This is a genomic window from Streptomyces griseosporeus, from assembly GCF_014656055.1.
Lineage (GTDB): Bacteria > Actinomycetota > Actinomycetes > Streptomycetales > Streptomycetaceae > Streptomyces > Streptomyces griseosporeus.
Genome location: NZ_BNBR01000008.1, coordinates 255459 through 274816, shown reverse-complemented (window position 1 = coordinate 274816; position 19358 = coordinate 255459). Strand labels below are relative to the sequence as shown.

The window sequence follows — 19358 nt, the reverse complement described above, 5'->3', positions numbered from 1 at the left end:
GGGAGCAGTGAAGGGCACGATGGAAGCGATGTCTCGACTCAGCCGCGAGAAGCGGGAAAACAAGCCGGAGCCCGGCGGCTCCGCCGTACCTCCGCTCGACGTCCACGTCCCCGCCTCCGGGCCGGACGCGGGCCGGGCGTCGATCAGCGGGGTGCCGGTCGTCCCGGCGGAGGGCGAAGAGCTCCAGCAGGCCGTCCTCGGCCACCTGTACCGGATCGCCCGCGCCACCGGGCGCCCCGTATACGCGACCGTGCGCGACGAGCGCATCGGGTACGCCGTCCCCCTCCGGGTCGACCCTGACGGGTCCAGCCACCTCACGGCGGAGCCGGTGGCGACGACGGGGCCGGTGGGGACGGGGCCGGTGGCGAGGGGGCCGGTGGCGACGGAGCCCACCGGACGCGGTGGTGCCCCCGGCACGCAGGCCGCCACCGGGCCCACGGGCGGTGCCCACGGCATGGGAGCCCCCACCGAGCCGACAGCCGGTGCCCCCGGCACGCAGGCCCCCACCGGGCCGACGGCCGGTGTCCCCGGCACGCAGGCCCCCACCGGGCCGACGGCCGGCGTAAAGCCCCTCGTCGAGCCGATGGCCGGCACAGAGGCCGCCACCGAGGCCCGGCCTCCCGCCCCCCAGGGCGCCTTCGGTCCGCCCCCGGTGATGCCCCCGCCCGAGCCCGCCCCGGCGCCGGACACCACCTCCCGCCCCGGATCCACCCGCACACCCGCCCCTGACTCCGCGCCCACCCCGCCCCGCGGCTTCGACGCCGTCGCCGAGGCGGTGCTCGGGGACGGACCGACCGTCGGGGCGGGGATGCCGTCCCTGCTCGCGGCGAAGGTCGAGGACATCAACGAGGCCGTGCGGTCGGGGCGGATAGCGGCCGCGTCGGAGCTGGCGGAGCACACCGTGGGCGAGGCCGTCCGGGTGCTGGGCCCGGAGCACGCCGAGGTGCTCCGGCTGCGTGAACTCGCCGCCTACGTCGCCTACCTGGCCGGCGACCCGGTGCGGGCCTTCCGGCTCTCCCTGGACCTGGCCCGCGTCCACCACCGGGCGTGCGACGCGGACGCCGCCTACGGCAACGTGCAGAGCGCGGCCACGGCGTGGCGGGCCGTGCGCGATCCCTTGCAGGGCCTGGACCTGGGGCGCGACCTGCTGGGGCTGTGGGTGGAACTCACCGCGGGGGACGGCCCCGCCGCGGACGACATCGAGGAACTGGACTCCGCCCGGGCCCGGATGACCCGCCTTGCCGACCGCGCCGACCGCGCCGACCGCGCCGACCGCGCCGCCGCCCGCGGAACGGGCGGCGACCAGGGCTGACCGGGCTCACCGCACACAGACACCCGCGCCTTCCGGGCGCACTGCACGCGGGACCTGCTGCCCTCGCGGCTCACTGCACGCAGGACCTGTTGCCCTCGTGGCTCACTGCACGCAGAACTCGTTGCCCTCCGGGTCGGCCATGACGACCCACTCGCCGCCCGCCTCCTTCACCCGGCGCACGACCGTCGCTCCGAGCCCCTCCAGCCGCTCCGCCTCGGCGTCCCGCCGGTCCGCGCCGGGGTGCAGGTCGAGGTGGAGCCGGTTCTTGACGGTCTTCGCCTCCGGCACGCGCTGGAACAGCAGCCGCCGCCCCAGCCCGGTGCCGCTGTCCGGGTCGTAGGGGTCGTCGGGGTGGCGTACGGCGATCAGGTCCCGGAAGGCCGGGCGGCCGTGGAACTCGACGGTGGCCGCGCCGGGCAGCGCGCCGAGTCCGAGCAGCCGTTCGACGAGGGCGCTGTTGTCCTCGACCTCGTAGTGCAGCGCGGCGGCCCAGAAGTCGGCCTGGCCGTGCGGGTCGGCGGCGTCGATGACGAGCTTCCAGTGCAGCGGGGCGGGCGTCTCATTCATGGAGCCACTTAAATGTGTGCACCAGCCGCAGGGCAACGGAAACGCCGGAAGGGGATCAGGCTTCCACGCGAGGCGCAGCCGCCGTCCCGGTGGCCGTCCCGGCGGTCGCCGCAGGGACTGTCTCCGTCTCCGCCACCGGTGCCGTCGCCGCGAGCGTCGACCGCAGGCGGGCGGACCGGCGGGCCGTGTGCAGGCTGTCGGCGGTGAGCACGATCAGGGCCAGCCACACCAGGCCGAAGCCCGCCCAGCGCTCGGGCGGCATGGCCTCGTGGAAGTAGAGGATGCCGCACAGGAACTGGAAGACCGGGGCGAGGTACTGCAGCAGCCCCAGCGTGGACAGGGGCACGCGGATCGCGGCGGCGCCGAAGCAGACCAGCGGCAGCGCGGTCACCACGCCGGTCGCGGCGAGCAGCGCGGTGTGGCCCGGGCCCTCGCTGGTGAACGTGGAGTCGCCTCGCGCGGTCAGCCACAGCAGATAGCCGAGCGCGGGCAGGAACTGGATGGCGGTCTCGGCGGCCAGTGACTCCACGCCGCCGAGGTTCACCTTCTTCTTCATCAGGCCGTAGGTGGCGAAGGAGAAGGCGAGGATCAGCGAGATCCACGGGGGACGGCCGTAGCCGACGGTCAGGACGACGACCGCGGCCAGACCGACGCCGACGGCCGCCCACTGCGCCGGCCGCAGCCGTTCCTTCAGCAGCAGCACGCCCATCGCGATGGTGACGAGCGGGTTGATGAAGTAGCCGAGCGAGGCCTCGACGACATGGCCGCTGTTCACGGCCCAGATGTAGACGCCCCAGTTGACGCTGATGACGGCCGCGGCGACCGCGACCAGGCCCAGTCGGCGCGGCTGCCGCAGCAGCTCGCCGGCCCACCGCCACCGCCGTACGACGAGCAGCACCGCGGCGACCACGACGAAGGACCACAGCATGCGGTGGGCGAGCACCTCACCGGCGCCGGCGGGCTCCAGCAGAGGGAAGAAGAGGGGGAACAGCCCCCACATCCCATACGCCGCGAAGCCGTTCAGCAGACCTATGCGCTGCTCACCCTTCGACGTGTCGCCCACGGGGCCCTCCTTCGCCTGTCGCCCTGCGTTCACGAAGGTAGCGCCGCACACCCCCTGCTGTCATGCCCGTATCGCCATACGGTCATGACAGTCAGGGGGTGGACCCGGAGCGTGGGGCGTCAGCCCTGGTGCCGCTCCTTCAGCGCGACGGCGATCGCCTCCGCCAGCGGCGTGGTCGGACGGCCGGCCAGCCGGGACAGGTCACCGCCGGAGACCACCAGCTCGCCCTTCTCGATGGACGCGTCCACGCCCGCGAGGACGGCCGCGAGCGGGCCGGGCAGCCCGGCGCCGGTGAGGATGCCGGTCAGCTCCTCCACGGAGACGGGCTGGTAGGCGATCTCCCGGCCGGTCTGCCGGCTCAGCTCGGCCGCGTACTCGGCGAAGCTCCACGCCTCGTCGCCGCCCAGCTCGTACGTCCGGTTCTCGTGCCCCTCGCCCGTCAGTACGGCCACGGCGGCGGCCGCGTAGTCGGCGCGCGACGCGGTCGAGATGCGGCCCGCGCCGGCGGCGGCGACCACGGCGTCGTGCGCCAGGACCGGGGCGAGGTTCTCGGTGTAGTTCTCGTGGTACCAGCCGTTGCGCAGCAGCACGTACGGCACGCCCGAGCCGAGCAGGATCTCCTCGGTGGCGCGGTGGTCGTCGGCCAGCGCGGCGCTCAGGGAGCCGGGGGCGCTGGTGTAGGCGAGCAGGGCCACGCCGGCCGCCTCCGCGGCGTCGATGACGACCTTGTGCTGCTGCGGGCGGCCCTTGTCGAACTCGTTGCCGGAGATCAGCAGCACCTTGTCGCCGGCCGCGAAGAGGCCGTCGAAGGTCTCGGGCGCGTTGTAGTCGGCGACGGCGAGCCGCACGCCGCGCCCGGCGAGGTCGGCGGCCTTGGCCTTGTCCCGCACGACGGCGGTGATCTGCTCGGCAGGGACCTTCTCCAGCAGCTGCTCCACGACGTGGCGACCGAGCTTTCCGGTGGCTCCGGTGACGACGATGCTCATGATCTGCGTTCTCCTCGGGGGGTCGGCTTCTGACACTCACCGTAGGGCATGCGCTAACTATGGGAAAGTACCAACTTTGAAGTAAGGTACTGGCATGGCGGTAAGTGCAGTGCGCGCGAACAGCGCAGATAGCGCAGATAGCGCAGATAGCGCAGATAGCGCAGATAGCGCAGATAGCGCAGATAGCGCAGACAGCGCAGACAGCGGCGCAGAGATGTGTCCCCACCGGCTCGTGCTGGAGCACGTCACCAGCCGCTGGGGCGTCCTGGTGCTGATCGCGCTGCTGGAGCGGTCGTACCGGTTCAGTGAGCTGCGCCGGGAGATCGGCCGGACCGGCCGGGGCGTCAGCGAAAAGATGCTCACCCAGACCCTCCAGACGCTGGAGCGCGACGGCCTGGTCCACCGCGAGGCCCGGCCGGTCATCCCGCCCCGCGTCGACTACTCCCTCACCGACCTGGGCCGCGAGGCGGCCGAACAGGTGCGCGGGCTGGCGGCGTGGACGCAGCAGCGCATGCCGGACGTGGAGCGGTCGCGCCGGGCATACGACGAGGCCCGGGCGGCGGCCCGGGCCTCGTGACGGTGGCGGCGCCGGCTCAGCCGACCACGGTCCAGGTGTCCCCGCCGGCCAGCAGGGCGGCCAGGTCGCCCTTGCCCTTCTGCTCGACGGCGGTGTCGAGCTGGTCGGCCATCTGGGTGTCGTAGACGGGCCGTTCCACATCGCGCAGGACGCCGATCGGCGTGTGGTGCAGCGTGTCCGGGTCGGCGAGCCGGGACAGCGCGAAGGCCGTGGTGGGGGACGCGGCGTGCGCGTCGTGGACCAGGATGTCGGCCTCGTTGTCCGGCGTGACGTCGACGACCTTCAGATCACCGGTGGCCCGGTCGCGTACGACACCGCGGGCGCCGTCGGCGCCGAAGCGGATCGGCTTGCCGTGTTCCAGCCGGATGACGGCTTCCTCGGCCTGCTGCTTGTCCTTGAGGGCGTCGAAGGCGCCGTCGTTGAAGATGTTGCAGTTCTGGTAGATCTCGATCAGGGCGGTGCCGGGGTGGGCCGCGGCCTGGCGCAGGACCTCGGTGAGGTGCTTGCGGTCGGAGTCGATGGTCCGCGCCACGAAGGACGCCTCCGCGCCCAGCGCGAGCGAGACCGGGTTGAAGGGGGCGTCGAGGGAGCCCATCGGCGTCGACTTGGTGATCTTGCCGACTTCGCTGGTGGGGGAGTACTGGCCCTTGGTGAGGCCGTAGATCCGGTTGTTGAACAGCAGGATCTTGAGGTTGACGTTGCGGCGCAGGGCGTGGATCAGGTGGTTGCCGCCGATGGAGAGGGCGTCGCCGTCGCCGGTGACGACCCAGACGGACAGGTCGCGGCGGCTGGTGGCGAGGCCGGTGGCGATGGCCGGGGCGCGGCCGTGGATGGAGTGCATCCCGTAGGTGTTCATGTAGTACGGGAAGCGGGAGGAGCAGCCGATGCCGGAGACGAAGACGATGTTCTCCTTCGCCAGTCCCAGCTCCGGCATGAAGCCCTGCACGGCGGCGAGGATCGCGTAGTCACCGCAGCCGGGACACCAGCGCACTTCCTGATCGGACTTGAAGTCCTTCATGGACTGCCTGGCCTCGGCCTTGGGGACGAGCGAGAGCGCTTCGATCGTGCCCGTGCCTTCCCCCGACGAACGGGTCGTCTCAGCCATCGATGGCCTCCTTGAGAACCGCGGCGAGCTGTTCCGCCTTGAACGGCATGCCGTTGACCTGGTTGTACGAGACCGCGTCGACCAGGTACTTCGCCCGGATCAGCGTGGCGAGCTGGCCGAGGTTCATCTCCGGGATCACGACCTTGTCGTACGACCTCAGCACCTCGCCCAGGTTGCCCGGGAACGGGTTGAGGTGGCGCAGATGGGCCTGCGCGATGGGGATCCCGGCCGTGCGCAGACGCCGGACCGCCGCCGTGATCGGGCCGTACGTCGAACCCCAGCCCAGGACGAGCGTCCGCGCCTGCTGCGGGTCGTCCACCTCGACCTCGGGGACGTCGATGCCGTCGATCTTGGCCTGGCGCAGGCGCACCATGCGGTCGTGGTTGGCAGGGGCGTAGGAAATGTTGCCCGTGCCGTCCTCCTTCTCGATGCCGCCGATGCGGTGTTCGAGACCGGGCGTGCCCGGGATCGCCCAGGGACGGGCGAGGGTCTGCGGGTCGCGCTTGTACGGCCAGAACACCTCGGTGCCGTCGTCGAGCGTGTGGTTCGGGCCCTGCGCGAACTGCACCCGCAGGTCGGGCAGCTCGTCCAGCTCGGGGATGCGCCAGGGCTCCGAGCCGTTGGCCAGGTAGCCGTCGGACAGCAGCATCACCGGGGTGCGGTAGGTCAGCGCGATGCGGGCCGCCTCCAGGGCGGCGTCGAAACAGTCCGCCGGCGTTCTCGGCGCCACCACGGGGACGGGCGCCTCGCCGTTGCGGCCGTACATGGCCTGGAGGAGGTCGGCTTGCTCGGTCTTGGTCGGCAGGCCGGTGGAAGGACCGCCGCGCTGGATGTCGACGACCAGGAGGGGCAGCTCCAGGGAGACGGCCAGGCCGATCGTCTCCGACTTCAGGGCCACGCCCGGGCCGGAGGTGGTGGTCACGGCGAGGGAGCCGCCGAAGGCAGCGCCCAGTGCCGCGCCGATGCCGGCGATCTCGTCCTCCGCCTGGAAGGTGCGCACGCCGAAGTTCTTGTGCTTGGACAGCTCGTGCAGGATGTCCGAGGCCGGGGTGATCGGGTACGAGCCGAGGAAGAGCGGCAGGTCGGCCTGCTGGGAGGCGGCGATCAGGCCGTAGGCCAGGGCCAGGTTGCCGGAGATGTTGCGGTAGGTGCCGACCGGGAAGGCGGTGGCGGCCGGGGCGACCTCGTAGGAGACCGCGAAGTCCTCCGTCGTCTCACCGAAATTCCAGCCCGCGCGGAACGCCGCGATGTTCGCCGCGGCGATCTCCGGCTTCTTCGCGAACTTCTGCTTCAGGAACTGCTCGGTGCCCTCGGTCGGCCGGTGGTACATCCAGCTCAGCAGCCCCAGCGCGAACATGTTCTTGCTGCGCTCGGCCTCCTTGCGGGACAGGTCGAACTCCTTCAGCGCCTCCACCGTCAGCGTGGTCAGCGGCACCGGGTGCAGGCTGTAGCCGTCGAGGGAGCCGTCCTCCAGCGGGGAGGTCTCGTAGCCGACCTTCTGCATCGCCCGTTTGGTGAACTCGTCCGTGTTGACGATGATCTCCGCGCCGCGCGGCAGATCGCCCACGTTGGCCTTGAGGGCGGCGGGGTTCATCGCGACCAGCACGTTCGGGGCGTCGCCGGGGGTGAGGATGTCGTGGTCGGCGAAGTGCAGCTGGAAACTCGAGACACCTGGCAGAGTGCCTGCGGGCGCACGGATCTCGGCGGGGAAGTTGGGCAGCGTCGACAGGTCGTTGCCGAACGACGCCGTCTCCGAGGTGAACCGGTCGCCGGTGAGCTGCATACCGTCGCCCGAGTCCCCCGCGAACCTGATGATCACCCGGTCCAGCCGGCGGACGCTCTTCGCCCCGGCCGGTTTGCGCTGCTCTCCCACGACGGTGGTGTCGGTGTCGGCCTGTTCCGCTGGGCTGCTGACCTGACTGGTCACTGAACTGGACCTCCCTCGGGGCGGCTGTCGGGCAGGGGCCTTTCCACGGGCCCTCCCGTCACCAACCCTACGTCTCCGAGTACCGCCTCCCCTTGGTCTTTTGCATCGCGGACACGACTTGCGTACGGCAATCCGCTCGGTCGCGCTTCCGCCGGGGAAAAGGGGGGAGCCGCTGGGGCGGTCCCCGCTTCCGCCGGGGAAAGGGGGAGCCCCTGGGGGCGGTCCGTCAGGAATTGAGATACGTGAGCACGGCCAGGACCCGCCGGTGGTCGCCCTCGCTCGGGGAGAGCCCGAGCTTGAGGAAGATGTTGCTGACGTGCTTCTCGACCGCCCCGTCGCTGACCACCAGCTGCCTGGCGATCGCCGAGTTGGTCCGGCCCTCCGCCATCAGCCCCAGCACCTCCCGCTCCCGCGGGGTGAGCCCGGCCAGCACGTCCTGCTTGCGGCTGCGCCCGAGCAGCTGGGCGACGACCTCCGGGTCGAGCGCGGTCCCGCCCTCGGCGACCCGCACCACCGCGTCCACGAACTCCCGCACCTCGGCCACGCGGTCCTTGAGCAGATAGCCGACCCCGCGGCTGGAACCGGCCAGCAGCTCGGTGGCGTACCGCTCCTCCACGTACTGCGACAGCACCAGCACCCCGAGCCCCGGATGCGCCCTGCGCAGCTGTACGGCGGCCCGGACGCCCTCGTCGGTGTGCGTGGGCGGCATCCGCACGTCGGCGACGACCACGTCGGGCAGCGCGCCCTCGGCGTCCAGCTCGCCGATCGTCTTCACCAGCGCCTCGGCGTCACCGACCCCGGCGACGACGTCATGCCCACGGTCGGTCAGCAACCGGGTCAGGCCCTCCCGCAGCAGCACCGAATCCTCGGCGATGACCACCCGCACCCTGTCCTCCACGATCTCGGCCCCCCAGAAACCCACGCCCACCCGGGCGACAAGTCAAGCATTCCAGCATCGGGAGGGGAGCGTGGGTGGGGCAACGGGATTCCGGGGGGTCGGGGCGGCAGATTGCGGCGCGGATCGGCGGCACGGGGGAGGGTTTTCGGACGGGGGTGGCTGGTTGTCGAGGGGCGGTGCTGATCAGGGGGCGGTTCCGGGGATGTGTCGTCAGGCGGTGCTGATCAGTGGGCGGTTCCGGGGATGTGTCGTCGGGCGGTGCTGATCAGTGGGCGGTTCCGGGGATGTGTCGCCGGGCGGTGCTGATCAGTGGGCGCCGTCGGGGACGGAGGTCACCCCCGCCACGGCAGCTCCGCCGTCACCCGCGTCGGGCCGCCCGCCGGCGAGTCCACGACCAGGATCCCGTCCACCGCGTCCAGCCGCTCGGCCAGTCCCGCCAGCCCCGACCCGCCGGACGCGGACGCCCCGCCGACCCCGTCGTCCACCACCTGCAGCATCAGCCGGTCCTCCGACCGCCACACGTCGACGCTCGCCGACCGGGCCCCGCTGTGCTTGCTGACGTTCTGCAGCAGCTCGGAGACGGTGAAGTAGGCGATGCCCTCGATCGCCGGCGCCGGCCGCGACGCCAGGTCCACGTCCACCCGCACCGGCACCGTGCAGCGGGAGGCCACCGAGGACAGCGCGGCGTCCAGCCCCCGGTCGGTCAGGACGGCCGGGTGGATGCCCCGGGCCAGGTCCCGCAGCTCCTGCAGCGCCGTCTTCACCTCGCCGTGCGCCTCGTCCACCATCCGCGCCGCCACCTGCGGGTCCTCGCGCAGCTTCTCCTTGGCCAACCCGAGATCCATCGCCAGGCTGACCAGCCGCGCCTGCGCCCCGTCGTGCAGGTCGCGCTCGATGCGCCGCAGGTCGGCAGCGGCCGTGTCGACGACCACGCCCCGGTCCGACTCCAGCTCCACCACCCGCGACGCCAGCCGCGACGGCCCGAGCAGCCCGTGCACCAGCAGCCGGTCCACCATCGTCAGCGCCCGCACGATCCACGGCGTCGCCAGCGTGAACAGCAGTCCCACCAGCGCCGTCACCGTGATCTCGAAGGGGTTGTCCAGGTAGATGCTGTGCTGCTCGTCGCCGTACAGCTGGAGGCCGCCCTGGCCGCCGTACACCGGGAAGAGCCAGAACCACAGCGGATACGTCAGCAGCGCCCAGCCGTACGCCCACACGTTCAGCGCGACGACGAACGAGAACACCGCCCACGGGAAGTGCAGCACCGCGTACAGCAGGTGCCGCCACGACGTACCGCTCTTCAGAACCGCGCCCATCCACCCCATCAGGCCGCTCTTGCGCACCCGCAGCGGCTCCGGGTCGGCGACCTCCAGGCCGAGCAGGGCCCGTGCCCGCGCCCGCTCCATCGCCCCGAGGCCCCGGCAGCCGGCCAGCGCCGCCGCCAGCACCGGGATGCCGAGGAACGTCACGAGCAGCCCCGCGCCGAGCGCCACCATCGTCACGGCGTACGTGAAGAGCAGCACGCCGATCGGCAGGTTCAGCAGCAGGTACGCGAACTCCCGCCAGCTGCGCCCCTCGAACGGCGCCCGCAGCGCGGCGGGCAGCCGGTGCCGACGGGAGTCACCGGGGCCGTAGCCGCGGTGGCCGTCGTGGGCGCCGGTGCCGTAGCCGCTGTAGCCGCCGTAGCCGCCGTGGCTGCCGGAGGGGCCGTGGGTGTCGTAGGGGGATTCTCCGTACTCCATGGCCATCGCCGTGGTCCGTTTCTGCTCGTCGTCGGGTCTTCTCGAGGTCCGGCCGCGGATCCCGGTGAGGTCCGGTCGTCGGTCCCCGCGAGGTCCGGTCGTAGGTCCTCGTCAGGACCGGTCGTAGGTCCTCGTGAGGTCCGGCCGGCCGGACCCTCGGAGGTCCGGATGTCGTACCTCCACCCTGCTCTGCCGCAGGTCGGCGGACCATGGAGGCCGTCGGCGTCTTGGACGGGGGGTTTTCCCTACCTCGGCCGCTCGTCCGGGCCGCGGTCGCGCCAGGGCAGCTCCGCCGTGACCGTCGTCGGACCGCCGGGCGGCGAGTCGACGACGAACAGGCCGTCCACGGCACCCAGCCGCTCCGACAGGCCCCGCATCCCGCTGCCGCCGTCCAGCGACGCGCCGCCGCGCCCGTCGTCCCGGACCTGGATGAGCAGCCGGTCCCGCGACCGCCACACGTCGACGCTCGCCGACCGGGCCCCGCTGTGCTTGCTGACGTTCTGCAGCAGCTCGGAGACGGTGAAGTAGGCGATGCCCTCGATCGCGGCGGCAGGCCGGGACGGCAGGTCGGCGGTCACCTTCACCGGCACCGTGCAGCGGGAGGCCACCGAGGACAGCGCGGCGTCCAGCCCCCGGTCGGTGAGGACGGCCGGGTGGATGCCGCGGGCCAGGTCGCGCAGCTCCTGGAGGGCCAGCTTCACCTCGCCGTGCGCCTCCTCGACCATCGCCGCGGCCGCGTCGGGATCCTCCAGCAGCTTCTCCTTGGCCAGACCCAGCCCCATCGCCAGGTTCACCAGCCGGGCCTGCGCCCCGTCGTGCAGGTCGCGCTCGATACGTCGCAGGTCGGCGGCGGCCGTGTCCACGACCACCCCCCGGTCGGACTCCAGTTCGGCGATACGGCGCTCCAGCTCGTCCGACGGCGACAGCAGCCCGCGCACCATCGCCCGGTCCACGTTGCTCAGCGCCCGCGCCACGAACGGCAGCACCGGCCACAGCACGAACAGCGATGTGAGCACCGTGACGAAGGTGAGCACACCCCAGGGCAGCCGGATGAAGTCGTACAGCGCCGTACGCCAGGCCACCGGATCCTTCACGGCCATCCACATCCGGCCGAGGAGACCGTCCGGCCCGCGGCGCAGCGGCAGACTGCTCGGCTCGTCGACGCGCACCCCGAGCAGCGCCCGCGCCCGGTTCCGCTCGAACCGGCCCAGCAGCCGCGCACCCATCAGCCCCATCGCCAGCAGCGGCAGGCCGACCACGGTGATCGTCAGCGCGCTGCTGACAACCACCACCGTCATGACGTAGACGAACCCGGCCAGCGCCATCGGCAGGTTGGTCAGGAGATACGCGATCTCCTTCCACGTCCACGCCTCGAACGCGAAACGGGGCGGCGGCAGGCGATCGTCGTCGGGGGCCGCCGGAACAGGTGCGGAGACGGCCGGCGACGAGGGTGTGGATGCGGTCATATGGGTTAGCGTGCCGCGCGCCGCCGCGGCGCGCCATGAGGTCGCCCGGCCTCGTCCGACGGGGGAAAACCCCACCCCGCTCCCGACGGGGCGGCCCGACCGGCATCTCAAGGCGTGACGGGCTGCTTACCGGCTCTTTATCAGGGCCTAGACTCCCGTGCGTACAGATCGTCGAACATGTCGAGAGCGGAGAGCGAGGGGCGGACGTTGCGGGAGACGCTGCGTGAGCCGACCGCCGTCGTCGCGGCGGACTACTTCGAGTCGTACTCGGTGGTCGGCCTGCTGGCCGTCGTCGGCGTGCTGTTCGTGGCCGTCGCCTTCGGCGCGGGCCGCCTGCTGCGCCCGGTCGTGCCCACCCCCGAGAAACTGCTGACCTACGAGTGCGGTGTCGACCCCGTCGGCGAGGGCTGGGCCCACACGCAGGTCCGCTACTACGTCTACGCCTTCCTCTACGTCATCTTCGCCGTCGACTCGATCTTCCTGTTCCCCTGGGCGACCGTCTTCGCCCGCCCCGGCTACGGCGCGACGACGCTCGTGGAGATGTTCATCTTCCTCGGCTTCCTCGCCGTGGGCCTGCTGTACGCATACAAGAAGGGCGTCCTGGCATGGACGTGAACCCCGCTCCCGCCGAGCCCGTGCTGCTTCCCGAGCCGAAGCGGCTGGGCGCGCTGGCCCGCCTGGCCCCCGAGCCGATGAAGGTGGTCCTGAACTGGGGCCGCCGCTACTCCCTCTGGGTCTTCAACTTCGGCCTCGCCTGCTGCGCCATCGAGTTCATCGCGGCCTCGATGGCCCGCCACGACTTCATCCGCCTCGGCGTGATCCCCTTCGCGCCCGGCCCGCGCCAGGCCGACCTGATGGTCGTCTCGGGCACGGTCACCGACAAGATGGCCCCGGCGGTCAAGCGCCTGTACGAGCAGATGCCGGAGCCGAAGTACGTCATCTCCTTCGGCGCCTGCTCCAACTGCGGCGGCCCCTACTGGGACTCCTACTCCGTCACCAAGGGCGTCGACCAGATCATCCCCGTCGACGTCTACGTCCCCGGCTGCCCGCCCCGCCCCGAGGCGCTCCTCCAGGGCATCCTCAAGCTCCAGGAGAAGATCGCCCGCGAGTCCCTGGGCGAGCGGTACGGCAACGGCGACACCGCGCGTCCCTCCCCGGCCGCCCTGCAGAGCGGCCTGGTGCCACCGCCCGCACCGAAGGGGGAGGCCCGATGACCGAGGCCGGCTGGCTGCCCGCCCCCGTCGAGGAACTCTTCGGCCCCGAGGCCACCGCCGACGAGTCCTACGACGTCCTGACCGTCGACGTCCCGCCCGCCTCCTGGATCACCGCGTTGGAGACGGCCCGTGACCGGCTCGGCTGCACCTACTTCGACTGGCTGAGCGCCGTCGACGAGCCCGGCACCGGCTTCCGCGTCGCCGCGCACGTGGCCGCGCTGGGCCCGGTGCGCCGACTGCTGCTGCGCACCACGGTCCCGCACGAGGCCCCCGCGCTGCCGACGGCCGTCTCCGTCTACGCGGGCGCCGCCTGGCACGAACGCGAGACGCACGAAATGTTCGGCGTCCGCTTCGAGGGCCACCCCGCCCTGCACCACCTCCTCCTTCCCGAGACCTTCGAGGGCCACCCCCTGCGCAAGGACTTCGTCCTCGCCGCCCGCGTGGCCAAGGCTTGGCCCGGCGCCAAGGAACCGGGCGAGTCCGACCACGCCGGCCCCAAGCGCCGCCAGATGCTCCCCCCGGGCGTCCCCGACCCCAACGACTGGGGCCCCCTGAAGGGCCAGCTCCCCCCGGCTCCCGCCCGCCCCGCCCGCACGGCAGGAGCAGCCGGCCGCGCCGCCGCCGCACGCGGCACGGCGCCCGCCGACCGCCCCCGCCGCACCCGCTCGGCCTCAGAGGGCTCGGCATCCCAGGCTTCGGCCGGCCAGACCACCGCCCCCGAGCCGACGGAAACCGACACCCCGCCCGCCGCACCCGCCCGCCGCACCCGCACCGCCTCGGAGGGCTCGGCCAGCCAGCGCCCAACCACCCCACGCCGCGCTCGAAGCGCGAGCGAGGGCTCGGCCACGCAGCGGGCGGAGCCGACGGAGGGGGTTGCGGGTGCCGCGCAGCCTGGTGGGGCTGCGGAGGCCGCCGGGCAGCAGGGTGGACCTGCGGTGGTTGCCGGGCAGCAGGGTGGACCTGCGGAGGCCGCCGGGCAGCAGGCCGGCTCTGAGCCGACGCCTGCTCCGTCGGCCACCGCGCGCCGCGCCCGGAGCGCGAGCGAGGGTTCGGCCACGCAGCGGGCGGAGGCCGCCGAGGCGGCTTCCGGTGCCGCCGCGGACGCGGGGTCGGCAGCGGCCGCGGCCGCGGCTGCCGCCGAGCAGGGCACGCCCGAGGAAACCACCGGCACCGGAGAACCGACGGCATCCGGCCGCCCCGGCGGCCCCACCGCACCGACGCCGCGAACGACCCGTCGCCCCGCCCCCCGCAGCGCCGACGCCCCGTGGCACCACGCCCGCCCCGCCTTCGACGAGCCGGAGCCGAGCGACCGCAAGGCTCCGAGTCAGCCGAGCGACCGCGAGGCTCCGAGTGAGCCGGCGGGCGAGGCGACGGAGGAGCCTGCCACCGAGCGCACCACACCCTCGCCGGTCAGCCCCACCCCTGAGCAGCAGAAGCGCCCCGAAGGCCGGCAAGGGCAGGAGCCGCAACGGGACCCGAAGGCACCGGAGGCCCCGGCCCCGGAGGACACCGCGGCCGACGGCACCGCCCCGGCCGACGACGCAGCCCCAGCTGATGCCACCGCCCCGGCCGACGATGCAGCCTCAGCCGACGGCACCGCCCCGGCCGACCCGACCCCTGACTCCCCGCAGCACCCCCAGAACCACCCCGACCCCGACAACCCCGCAGGAGGCCCGCAGTGAACGACGTGCTCGACGTCGCTCTGCGACTCCTCGTCGTCTTCGTCGTCTTCCTCACCTTCCCCCTGATCGTCGGTCAGACCGAGCACAAGGTGATGGCCCACATGCAGGGCCGCCTCGGCCCGATGTACGCCGGCGGCTTCCACGGCTGGGCCCAGCTGGTGGCGGACGGCGTGAAGTTCGCGCAGAAGGAGGACGTCGTCCCCGCGGGCGCCGACCGCCGTGTCTTCCAGCTCGCCCCCGCGGTGGCCCTCCTGCCGTACCTCCTCGTCCTGCTCGCCATCCCCATCGGCCCCAGCGAAGGCGCCGTCGGCCAGGTCATCGACGCCGGTGTCTTCTTCGTCCTCGCCGTGATGGGCGTCGGCGTCCTCGGCTCCCTCATGGCCGGCTGGGCCAGCGCCAACAAGTTCTCCCTCCTCGGCGGCCTCCGCACAGCCGCCCAGCTCCTCGCCTACGAACTCCCGATGCTGCTCGCCGCCGCCTCCGTCGCGATGGCGGCCGGCACGGTCTCCCTCCCCGGCATCCTCGACGCGTTCGAGTGGTGGTGGCTGCCCTGGCAGATCGTCGGCGCGATCGTCTTCTTCGTCGCCGGCCTCGCCGAGCTGCAGCGCCCCCCGTTCGACATGCCCGTCGCCGACTCGGAGATCATCTTCGGCGCGTACACCGAGTACACCGGCCTGCGCTTCGCCCTGTTCCTCCTCGCCGAGTACGCCGGGATCATCGTCCTGTGCGGCCTGACCACCGTCCTCTTCCTGGGCGGCTGGCACGGCCCCTGGGGCGCCGACGGCCTCGGCTGGGTGTGGACCCTGCTGAAGACGGCCGTCCTCGCCTTCATCGTCATCTGGCTTCGCGTGACCTACCCCCGCCTGCGCGAGGACCAGCTGCAGAAGCTCTCCTGGACTCTCCTCGTCCCCCTTTCCCTCGCTCAGATCGCCCTCACCGGCATCGTCAAGGTGGTGATCCAGTAGCCATGGCCGATCAGCTCCAGCCCACCAAGTCCCGCTTCCCGGGCGCCGGCCTGGCCAAGGGCCTGGCCGTCACCCTGCGCACGATGACGAAGAAGACCGTCACCGAGCAGTACCCGGACGCCCAGCCCGAGCTCCCGCCCCGCACCCGCGGCGTCATCGGGCTGTTCGAGGAGAACTGCACGGTCTGCATGCTGTGCGCCCGCGAGTGCCCGGACTGGTGCATCTACATCGACTCCCACAAGGAGACGATCCCGGCGGCGACCCCGGGCGGACGTGAGCGCAGCCGCAACGTCCTCGACCGGTTCGCCATCGACTTCTCCCTGTGCATGTACTGCGGTATCTGCATCGAGGTGTGTCCTTTCGACGCGCTGTTCTGGTCCCCGGAGTTCGAATACGCCGAGACCGACATCCGCGATCTCACCCACGAGCGGGACAAGCTCCGCGAGTGGATGTGGACCGTCCCGGCCCCGCCCGCGCTCGACCCGGGTGCGGAGGAACCGAAGGAGATCGCCGCGGCCCGCAAGACCGCCGAGAAGCTGGCCGCCCAGCAGGCAGCTCCCGCGGCTCCCGCCACCGCCGAGCCGCAGCCGGCGCCGTCGGCAGGTGAGCCGCGCCGGCCCGCCTCGTCCGCCGTACCGCACGCGGAGGAGCAGGCCCGCGCCGCCGAGCACCCCACCCGCGCGCAGGGCGACTCCCGGCAGCAGACGGACCAGCCGCGGCAGGAGGGCCAGGAATGACATCCGCCGCAGCGACCGCCCATGCCGTGACCCTGTCCGCCCAGGGACACGGTTTCCTCTCCCCGACCGGCGTCGAGATCGCGTTCCTCCTCGTCGGCCTGCTCACCTTCGGCGCCGCCCTCGTCACCGTCACCACCAGGCAGCTGGTGCACGCCGCCCTGTGGCTCGTGGTGACCCTCGGCGGCCTGGCCGTGGAGTACCTCCTGCTCACGGCCGAGTTCATCGCCTGGGTGCAGGTCCTCATCTATGTGGGTTCCGTCGTCGTCCTCCTACTGTTCGGTCTGATGCTCACCAAGGCCCCCATCGGCCGCTCCCCGGACGCCGACTCCGGCAACCGCTGGGCCGCGCTCACCGTGGCCGTCGCCGCCGCGGCCGCGCTGGTCTGGGTGGTCGTCGACGCCTTCCGCACCACCTGGATCGACCTGGACGGCGCCGCCGCCGGCTCCACGGAGGTCACCGGCGCGAGCCTGTTCCAGAACTGGGTCCTGCCCTTCGAGGCCCTTTCCGTCCTCCTCCTCGCGGCCCTGGTCGGCGCGATCGTCCTGTCCCGGAAGGCGAAGGCGGAGTCGAGCTCTCCCCCTGTGAACTCCCGGGCCGCGTCCGGTGGTTCCCCATCCGTCCCGGATTCCCGGAATCACCCGATCGAGGGAACGCAGCCGGACGGCCCCCAGAAGCCGGCCGACCCCGGGGCCCCGGCCGAGCAGGAAGGCGCCCGCTGATGCACCTCGCCTATCCCGCCGTACTCTCCGCCCTCCTGTTCTGCACGGGCCTGTACGGCGTCCTCGCCCGCCGCAACGCGATCCTCGTGCTGATGTCGGTCGAGCTGATGCTCAACGCCGTCAACCTCAACCTGGTCGCCTTCGACGTCTGGCTGAGCAAGACCGCCGAGGAGACCCTGCACTCCGGGCAGGCCCTGACCCTGTTCACCATCGCCATCGCCGCCGCCGAGATCGGCATCGGCCTGGCGATCGTCCTCGCCGTCCACCGCAACCGCGGCACCTCGGACATCGACAAGCTCCGCGACACCGCCGAGGGCCCCGGTCCCGACGGTTCCGGCAGCGACCTCCCCGACAGCGACGCCCTCACGGCCGAGCAGGCCGAGAAGGCTGAGGCCTCCGCGTGACCACGACCACCCTCGCCGTCCTCGTCCCCCTCCTGCCGTTCCTCGGCGCGGCCGCCGGCCTGCTGCTGGGCCGCACGGCACCGGGGTTCGTCCGCCCGCTCGCCGTCCTGCCGACCCTCGCCGCCCTCGTACTGGCCGTCCTGGTCGCCGTACGCCAGGGCGGAGACGCGGCCGTCGACGCGGCCACCGAACTCACCCCGACCGGCTCGGTGCCGATCGAGCTCGCCGTGCACATCGACGGCTTCGCCGCGCTCGTCGCCGTCCTGGTCGGCGTGGTCGCGAGCTGCGTGCAGATCTACTCCACGGGCTACCTGCGCGACGACCCGCGCTACCCGTCGTACGCCGCCCTCGTCTCCCTGTTCACCTCCGCGATGCTCCTCGTCGTCTACTCCGGCGACCTGATCGTGCTGCTGGTCGGCTGGGAAGTCATGGGTATCTGCTCCTACTTCCTGGTCGGCCACTACTGGGAGACCCCCGAGGCCCGCGCCGCCTCCATCAAGGCCTTCCTGGTCACCAAGCTCGGCGACGTCCCCTTCCTCATCGGCCTGTTCGCCCTCGCCGGGGACACCGGCTCCTTCCGGATCACCAAGATCCTCGGCGCTGTCGCGCACGGCGGCCTGGACCACCCGACGCTGATCGCCCTGCTGCTCCTCGCCGGTGTGGCGGGCAAATCGGCGCAGTTCCCGCTGCACACCTGGCTCCCCGACGCGATGGCGGGCCCCACGCCCGTCTCCGCGCTGATCCACGCCGCGACCATGGTCGCCGCCGGTGTCTACTTCATCGCCCGTCTCCTCCCCGTCTTCGAGACCTCCTCGGCCGCGATGGTGGTCCTCGCCGTCATGGCCGCCGTGACGATGGCCGGCTCCGGCCTCGCCGCGCTCGCCCAGGACGACATCAAGCGGGTCCTCGCCTACTCGACGATCGGCCAGCTCGGCTACATGACCGGCGCCCTGGCCGTCGCCGACCGCGGTGCCGCCGTCTTCCACCTCCTGTCGCACGGCGCCTTCAAGGCGCTGCTGTTCCTCGCCGCCGGCGCGGTCATCCACGCGGCCGGCACCAATTCCCTGGCCGCCATGTCCCGCATGCGGAACCTGCGCGACCGCGTGCCCGACGCCTACTGGACGATGACCGTGGCGCTCCTCGCGCTCGCCGCGATCCCGCCGTTCAGCGGCTTCTTCTCCAAGGAGTCCGTCCTCGGCGCCGCCGAGCACGTCTCCACCGGCCACACCGAGCACGCGCCCGCCGCCGCGGGCTGGATCGTCCTCCTCTCCGGCCTGCTGACCGCCCTCCTCACCGCCGCCTACGCGGCCCGCCTGTGGCTGCTCGCCTTCCGAGGCCGGGGCGCCGACGCCCCCGACCACGGCAGGCAGCCGCTGACGATGACGGTGGTGCTGTGGGTGCTCGCCGTGCCGTCCCTCGCGCTCGGCGGACTCACCTACCGCCTGCTGCCCGACTGGTTCGACGGCCGCGACCTGACGCCCACCCTGACGACCTCGGTGCTCGGCACCGGCCTGGCCCTGATCGGCGGACTCGTCACCTACGCGGCCTGGCGGCACACCACCGCCCTCGCCGCCCGCGTGCCGCTCGGCGCGGTCGCCGCCCACCCGGAGGGCGACGCCGGACTGGTCGAGGCGGAGGCCATCGCCAGCCACACGCCCGCCTACGGAAACATCGCCTACGCCCCCGACCCGGCCGACCCCGGGCGGCTGCTGCTCGGCCCGCTGCACCACTCCGCGGCCGTCGGCTTCCACCTGGACGCCGTCTACCGGGCGCTGTTCGTCCGCCCGGTGCAGGCCGCGGCGAGCCTCGTCCGGTTCCTCGACCGCGAGGTCGTCGACGCCTACGTCCGCGGTGCGGGCGCCCTTCCGCGCTGGCTCGGGGCCGCCGTACGGCGCGCCCAGACCGGCAATGTGCAGACCTATGTGAGCGCGCTGCTCGCCGGCACCGTCGTCCTCGCGGTCGCCGCCGTCCTCGTCGCCACGGGAGCGTGAGCA

18 protein-coding genes are annotated in these 19358 nt (G+C 72.6%); 10 read left to right on the top strand and 8 right to left on the bottom strand.

What is annotated here, in order from left to right; genetic code table 11:
* Positions 1-28: 28 nt before the first annotated feature.
* Positions 29-1312, top strand: coding sequence for a tetratricopeptide repeat protein (locus IE308_RS32685; protein WP_190220651.1), 1284 nt, complete (start codon positions 29-31; stop codon positions 1310-1312).
* A 102-nt stretch (positions 1313-1414) separates the two neighbouring features.
* On the opposite strand, the gene IE308_RS32680 is transcribed toward IE308_RS32685, so the two are convergent.
* The 3 genes from IE308_RS32680 to IE308_RS32670 form a co-directional block, all read right to left on the bottom strand.
* Entirely contained in the window at positions 1415-1879 is a 465-nt protein-coding gene (locus tag IE308_RS32680; protein ID WP_190220650.1) for a VOC family protein, read from the bottom strand.
* A 55-nt stretch (positions 1880-1934) separates the two neighbouring features.
* Positions 1935-2942 (bottom strand): EamA family transporter RarD, encoded by a 1008-nt coding sequence (gene rarD, locus IE308_RS32675; protein WP_190220649.1) that lies wholly within the window; start codon positions 2940-2942, stop codon positions 1935-1937.
* A gap of 119 nt (positions 2943-3061) precedes the next feature.
* Positions 3062-3928: an SDR family oxidoreductase gene (locus IE308_RS32670; RefSeq protein ID WP_190220648.1), complete on the bottom strand. Its 867-nt coding sequence runs from the start codon at positions 3926-3928 to the stop codon at positions 3062-3064.
* Positions 3929-4142: 214 nt separating this feature from the next.
* Between IE308_RS32670 and IE308_RS32665 the strand changes: the two genes are divergently transcribed.
* Entirely contained in the window at positions 4143-4505 is a 363-nt protein-coding gene (locus IE308_RS32665) for a winged helix-turn-helix transcriptional regulator (protein WP_190220647.1), read from the top strand.
* Between the two features lie 16 nt (positions 4506-4521).
* Here the strand turns inward: IE308_RS32665 and IE308_RS32660 are convergent, their stop codons facing one another.
* The 5 genes from IE308_RS32660 to IE308_RS32640 all read right to left on the bottom strand — a co-directional run bounded on the left by IE308_RS32660 (position 4522) and on the right by IE308_RS32640 (position 11643).
* A complete protein-coding gene (locus IE308_RS32660; RefSeq protein ID WP_190220646.1) occupies positions 4522-5610 on the bottom strand; it encodes a 2-oxoacid:ferredoxin oxidoreductase subunit beta in 1089 nt (362 codons plus the stop codon).
* Positions 5603-7537 (bottom strand): 2-oxoacid:acceptor oxidoreductase subunit alpha, encoded by a 1935-nt coding sequence (locus tag IE308_RS32655; RefSeq protein ID WP_190220645.1) that lies wholly within the window; start codon positions 7535-7537, stop codon positions 5603-5605. Before IE308_RS32655 ends, IE308_RS32660 begins: the two co-directional genes overlap by 8 nt.
* A gap of 226 nt (positions 7538-7763) precedes the next feature.
* Positions 7764-8423, bottom strand: coding sequence for a LuxR C-terminal-related transcriptional regulator (locus IE308_RS32650; RefSeq protein ID WP_308440134.1), 660 nt, complete (start codon positions 8421-8423; stop codon positions 7764-7766).
* A gap of 344 nt (positions 8424-8767) precedes the next feature.
* Positions 8768-10183 carry a sensor histidine kinase gene (locus IE308_RS32645; protein WP_190220644.1) on the bottom strand — a complete coding sequence of 472 codons (1416 nt, stop codon included), beginning with the start codon at positions 10181-10183 and terminating at the stop codon, positions 8768-8770.
* 239 nt (positions 10184-10422) lie between these two features.
* A complete protein-coding gene (locus tag IE308_RS32640; RefSeq protein WP_190220643.1) occupies positions 10423-11643 on the bottom strand; it encodes a sensor histidine kinase in 1221 nt (406 codons plus the stop codon).
* Positions 11644-11820: 177 nt separating this feature from the next.
* On the opposite strand from IE308_RS32640, the gene IE308_RS32635 reads away from it, so the two are divergent.
* Genes IE308_RS32635 through IE308_RS32600 form a run of 8 tightly spaced genes read left to right on the top strand, consistent with a single transcriptional unit; the run spans position 11821 to position 19355 of the window.
* Positions 11821-12258: an NADH-quinone oxidoreductase subunit A gene (locus tag IE308_RS32635; protein ID WP_190220642.1), complete on the top strand. Its 438-nt coding sequence runs from the start codon at positions 11821-11823 to the stop codon at positions 12256-12258.
* A complete protein-coding gene (locus IE308_RS32630; RefSeq protein ID WP_110629758.1) occupies positions 12249-12857 on the top strand; it encodes an NADH-quinone oxidoreductase subunit B in 609 nt (202 codons plus the stop codon). The genes IE308_RS32635 and IE308_RS32630 overlap by 10 nt, the downstream gene beginning before the upstream one ends.
* A complete protein-coding gene (locus tag IE308_RS32625; RefSeq protein WP_190220641.1) occupies positions 12854-14539 on the top strand; it encodes an NADH-quinone oxidoreductase subunit C in 1686 nt (561 codons plus the stop codon). The genes IE308_RS32630 and IE308_RS32625 overlap by 4 nt, the downstream gene beginning before the upstream one ends.
* Positions 14536-15504, top strand: coding sequence for a complex I subunit 1/NuoH family protein (locus IE308_RS32620; protein ID WP_110629760.1), 969 nt, complete (start codon positions 14536-14538; stop codon positions 15502-15504). Before IE308_RS32625 ends, IE308_RS32620 begins: the two co-directional genes overlap by 4 nt.
* Positions 15505-15506: 2 nt before the next feature.
* Positions 15507-16241 (top strand): NuoI/complex I 23 kDa subunit family protein, encoded by a 735-nt coding sequence (locus IE308_RS32615; protein WP_190220640.1) that lies wholly within the window; start codon positions 15507-15509, stop codon positions 16239-16241.
* Positions 16238-16960, top strand: coding sequence for an NADH-quinone oxidoreductase subunit J family protein (locus IE308_RS32610; protein WP_190220639.1), 723 nt, complete (start codon positions 16238-16240; stop codon positions 16958-16960). Before IE308_RS32615 ends, IE308_RS32610 begins: the two co-directional genes overlap by 4 nt.
* A complete protein-coding gene (gene nuoK, locus IE308_RS32605) occupies positions 16960-17364 on the top strand; it encodes an NADH-quinone oxidoreductase subunit NuoK (protein WP_190220638.1) in 405 nt (134 codons plus the stop codon). The genes IE308_RS32610 and nuoK overlap by 1 nt, the downstream gene beginning before the upstream one ends.
* The gene (locus IE308_RS32600; RefSeq protein WP_190220637.1) at positions 17361-19355 is read left to right on the top strand and encodes an NADH-quinone oxidoreductase subunit 5 family protein; all 1995 of its coding nucleotides are present in this window, start codon (positions 17361-17363) and stop codon (positions 19353-19355) included. Before nuoK ends, IE308_RS32600 begins: the two co-directional genes overlap by 4 nt.
* Positions 19356-19358: the final 3 nt, after the last annotated feature.

Bases quoted from the DNA above. Each gene is read 5' to 3' on its own strand.
- IE308_RS32630 (WP_110629758.1), top strand. From the start codon at position 12,249: ATGGACGTGAACCCCGCTCCCGCCGAGCCCGTGCTGCTTCCCGAGCCG.
- nuoK (WP_190220638.1), top strand. From the start codon at position 16,960: ATGCACCTCGCCTATCCCGCCGTACTCTCCGCCCTCCTGTTCTGCACG.
- IE308_RS32610 (WP_190220639.1), top strand. From the start codon at position 16,238: ATGACATCCGCCGCAGCGACCGCCCATGCCGTGACCCTGTCCGCCCAG.
- IE308_RS32685 (WP_190220651.1), top strand. From the start codon at position 29: ATGTCTCGACTCAGCCGCGAGAAGCGGGAAAACAAGCCGGAGCCCGGC.
- IE308_RS32615 (WP_190220640.1), top strand. From the start codon at position 15,507: ATGGCCGATCAGCTCCAGCCCACCAAGTCCCGCTTCCCGGGCGCCGGC.
- IE308_RS32665 (WP_190220647.1), top strand. From the start codon at position 4,143: ATGTGTCCCCACCGGCTCGTGCTGGAGCACGTCACCAGCCGCTGGGGC.
- IE308_RS32660 (WP_190220646.1), bottom strand. From the start codon at position 5,610: ATGGCTGAGACGACCCGTTCGTCGGGGGAAGGCACGGGCACGATCGAA.
- IE308_RS32680 (WP_190220650.1), bottom strand. From the start codon at position 1,879: ATGAATGAGACGCCCGCCCCGCTGCACTGGAAGCTCGTCATCGACGCC.
- IE308_RS32625 (WP_190220641.1), top strand. From the start codon at position 12,854: ATGACCGAGGCCGGCTGGCTGCCCGCCCCCGTCGAGGAACTCTTCGGC.
- IE308_RS32635 (WP_190220642.1), top strand. From the start codon at position 11,821: ATGTCGAGAGCGGAGAGCGAGGGGCGGACGTTGCGGGAGACGCTGCGT.
- IE308_RS32645 (WP_190220644.1), bottom strand. From the start codon at position 10,183: ATGGCCATGGAGTACGGAGAATCCCCCTACGACACCCACGGCCCCTCC.
- IE308_RS32640 (WP_190220643.1), bottom strand. From the start codon at position 11,643: ATGACCGCATCCACACCCTCGTCGCCGGCCGTCTCCGCACCTGTTCCG.
- IE308_RS32670 (WP_190220648.1), bottom strand. From the start codon at position 3,928: ATGAGCATCGTCGTCACCGGAGCCACCGGAAAGCTCGGTCGCCACGTC.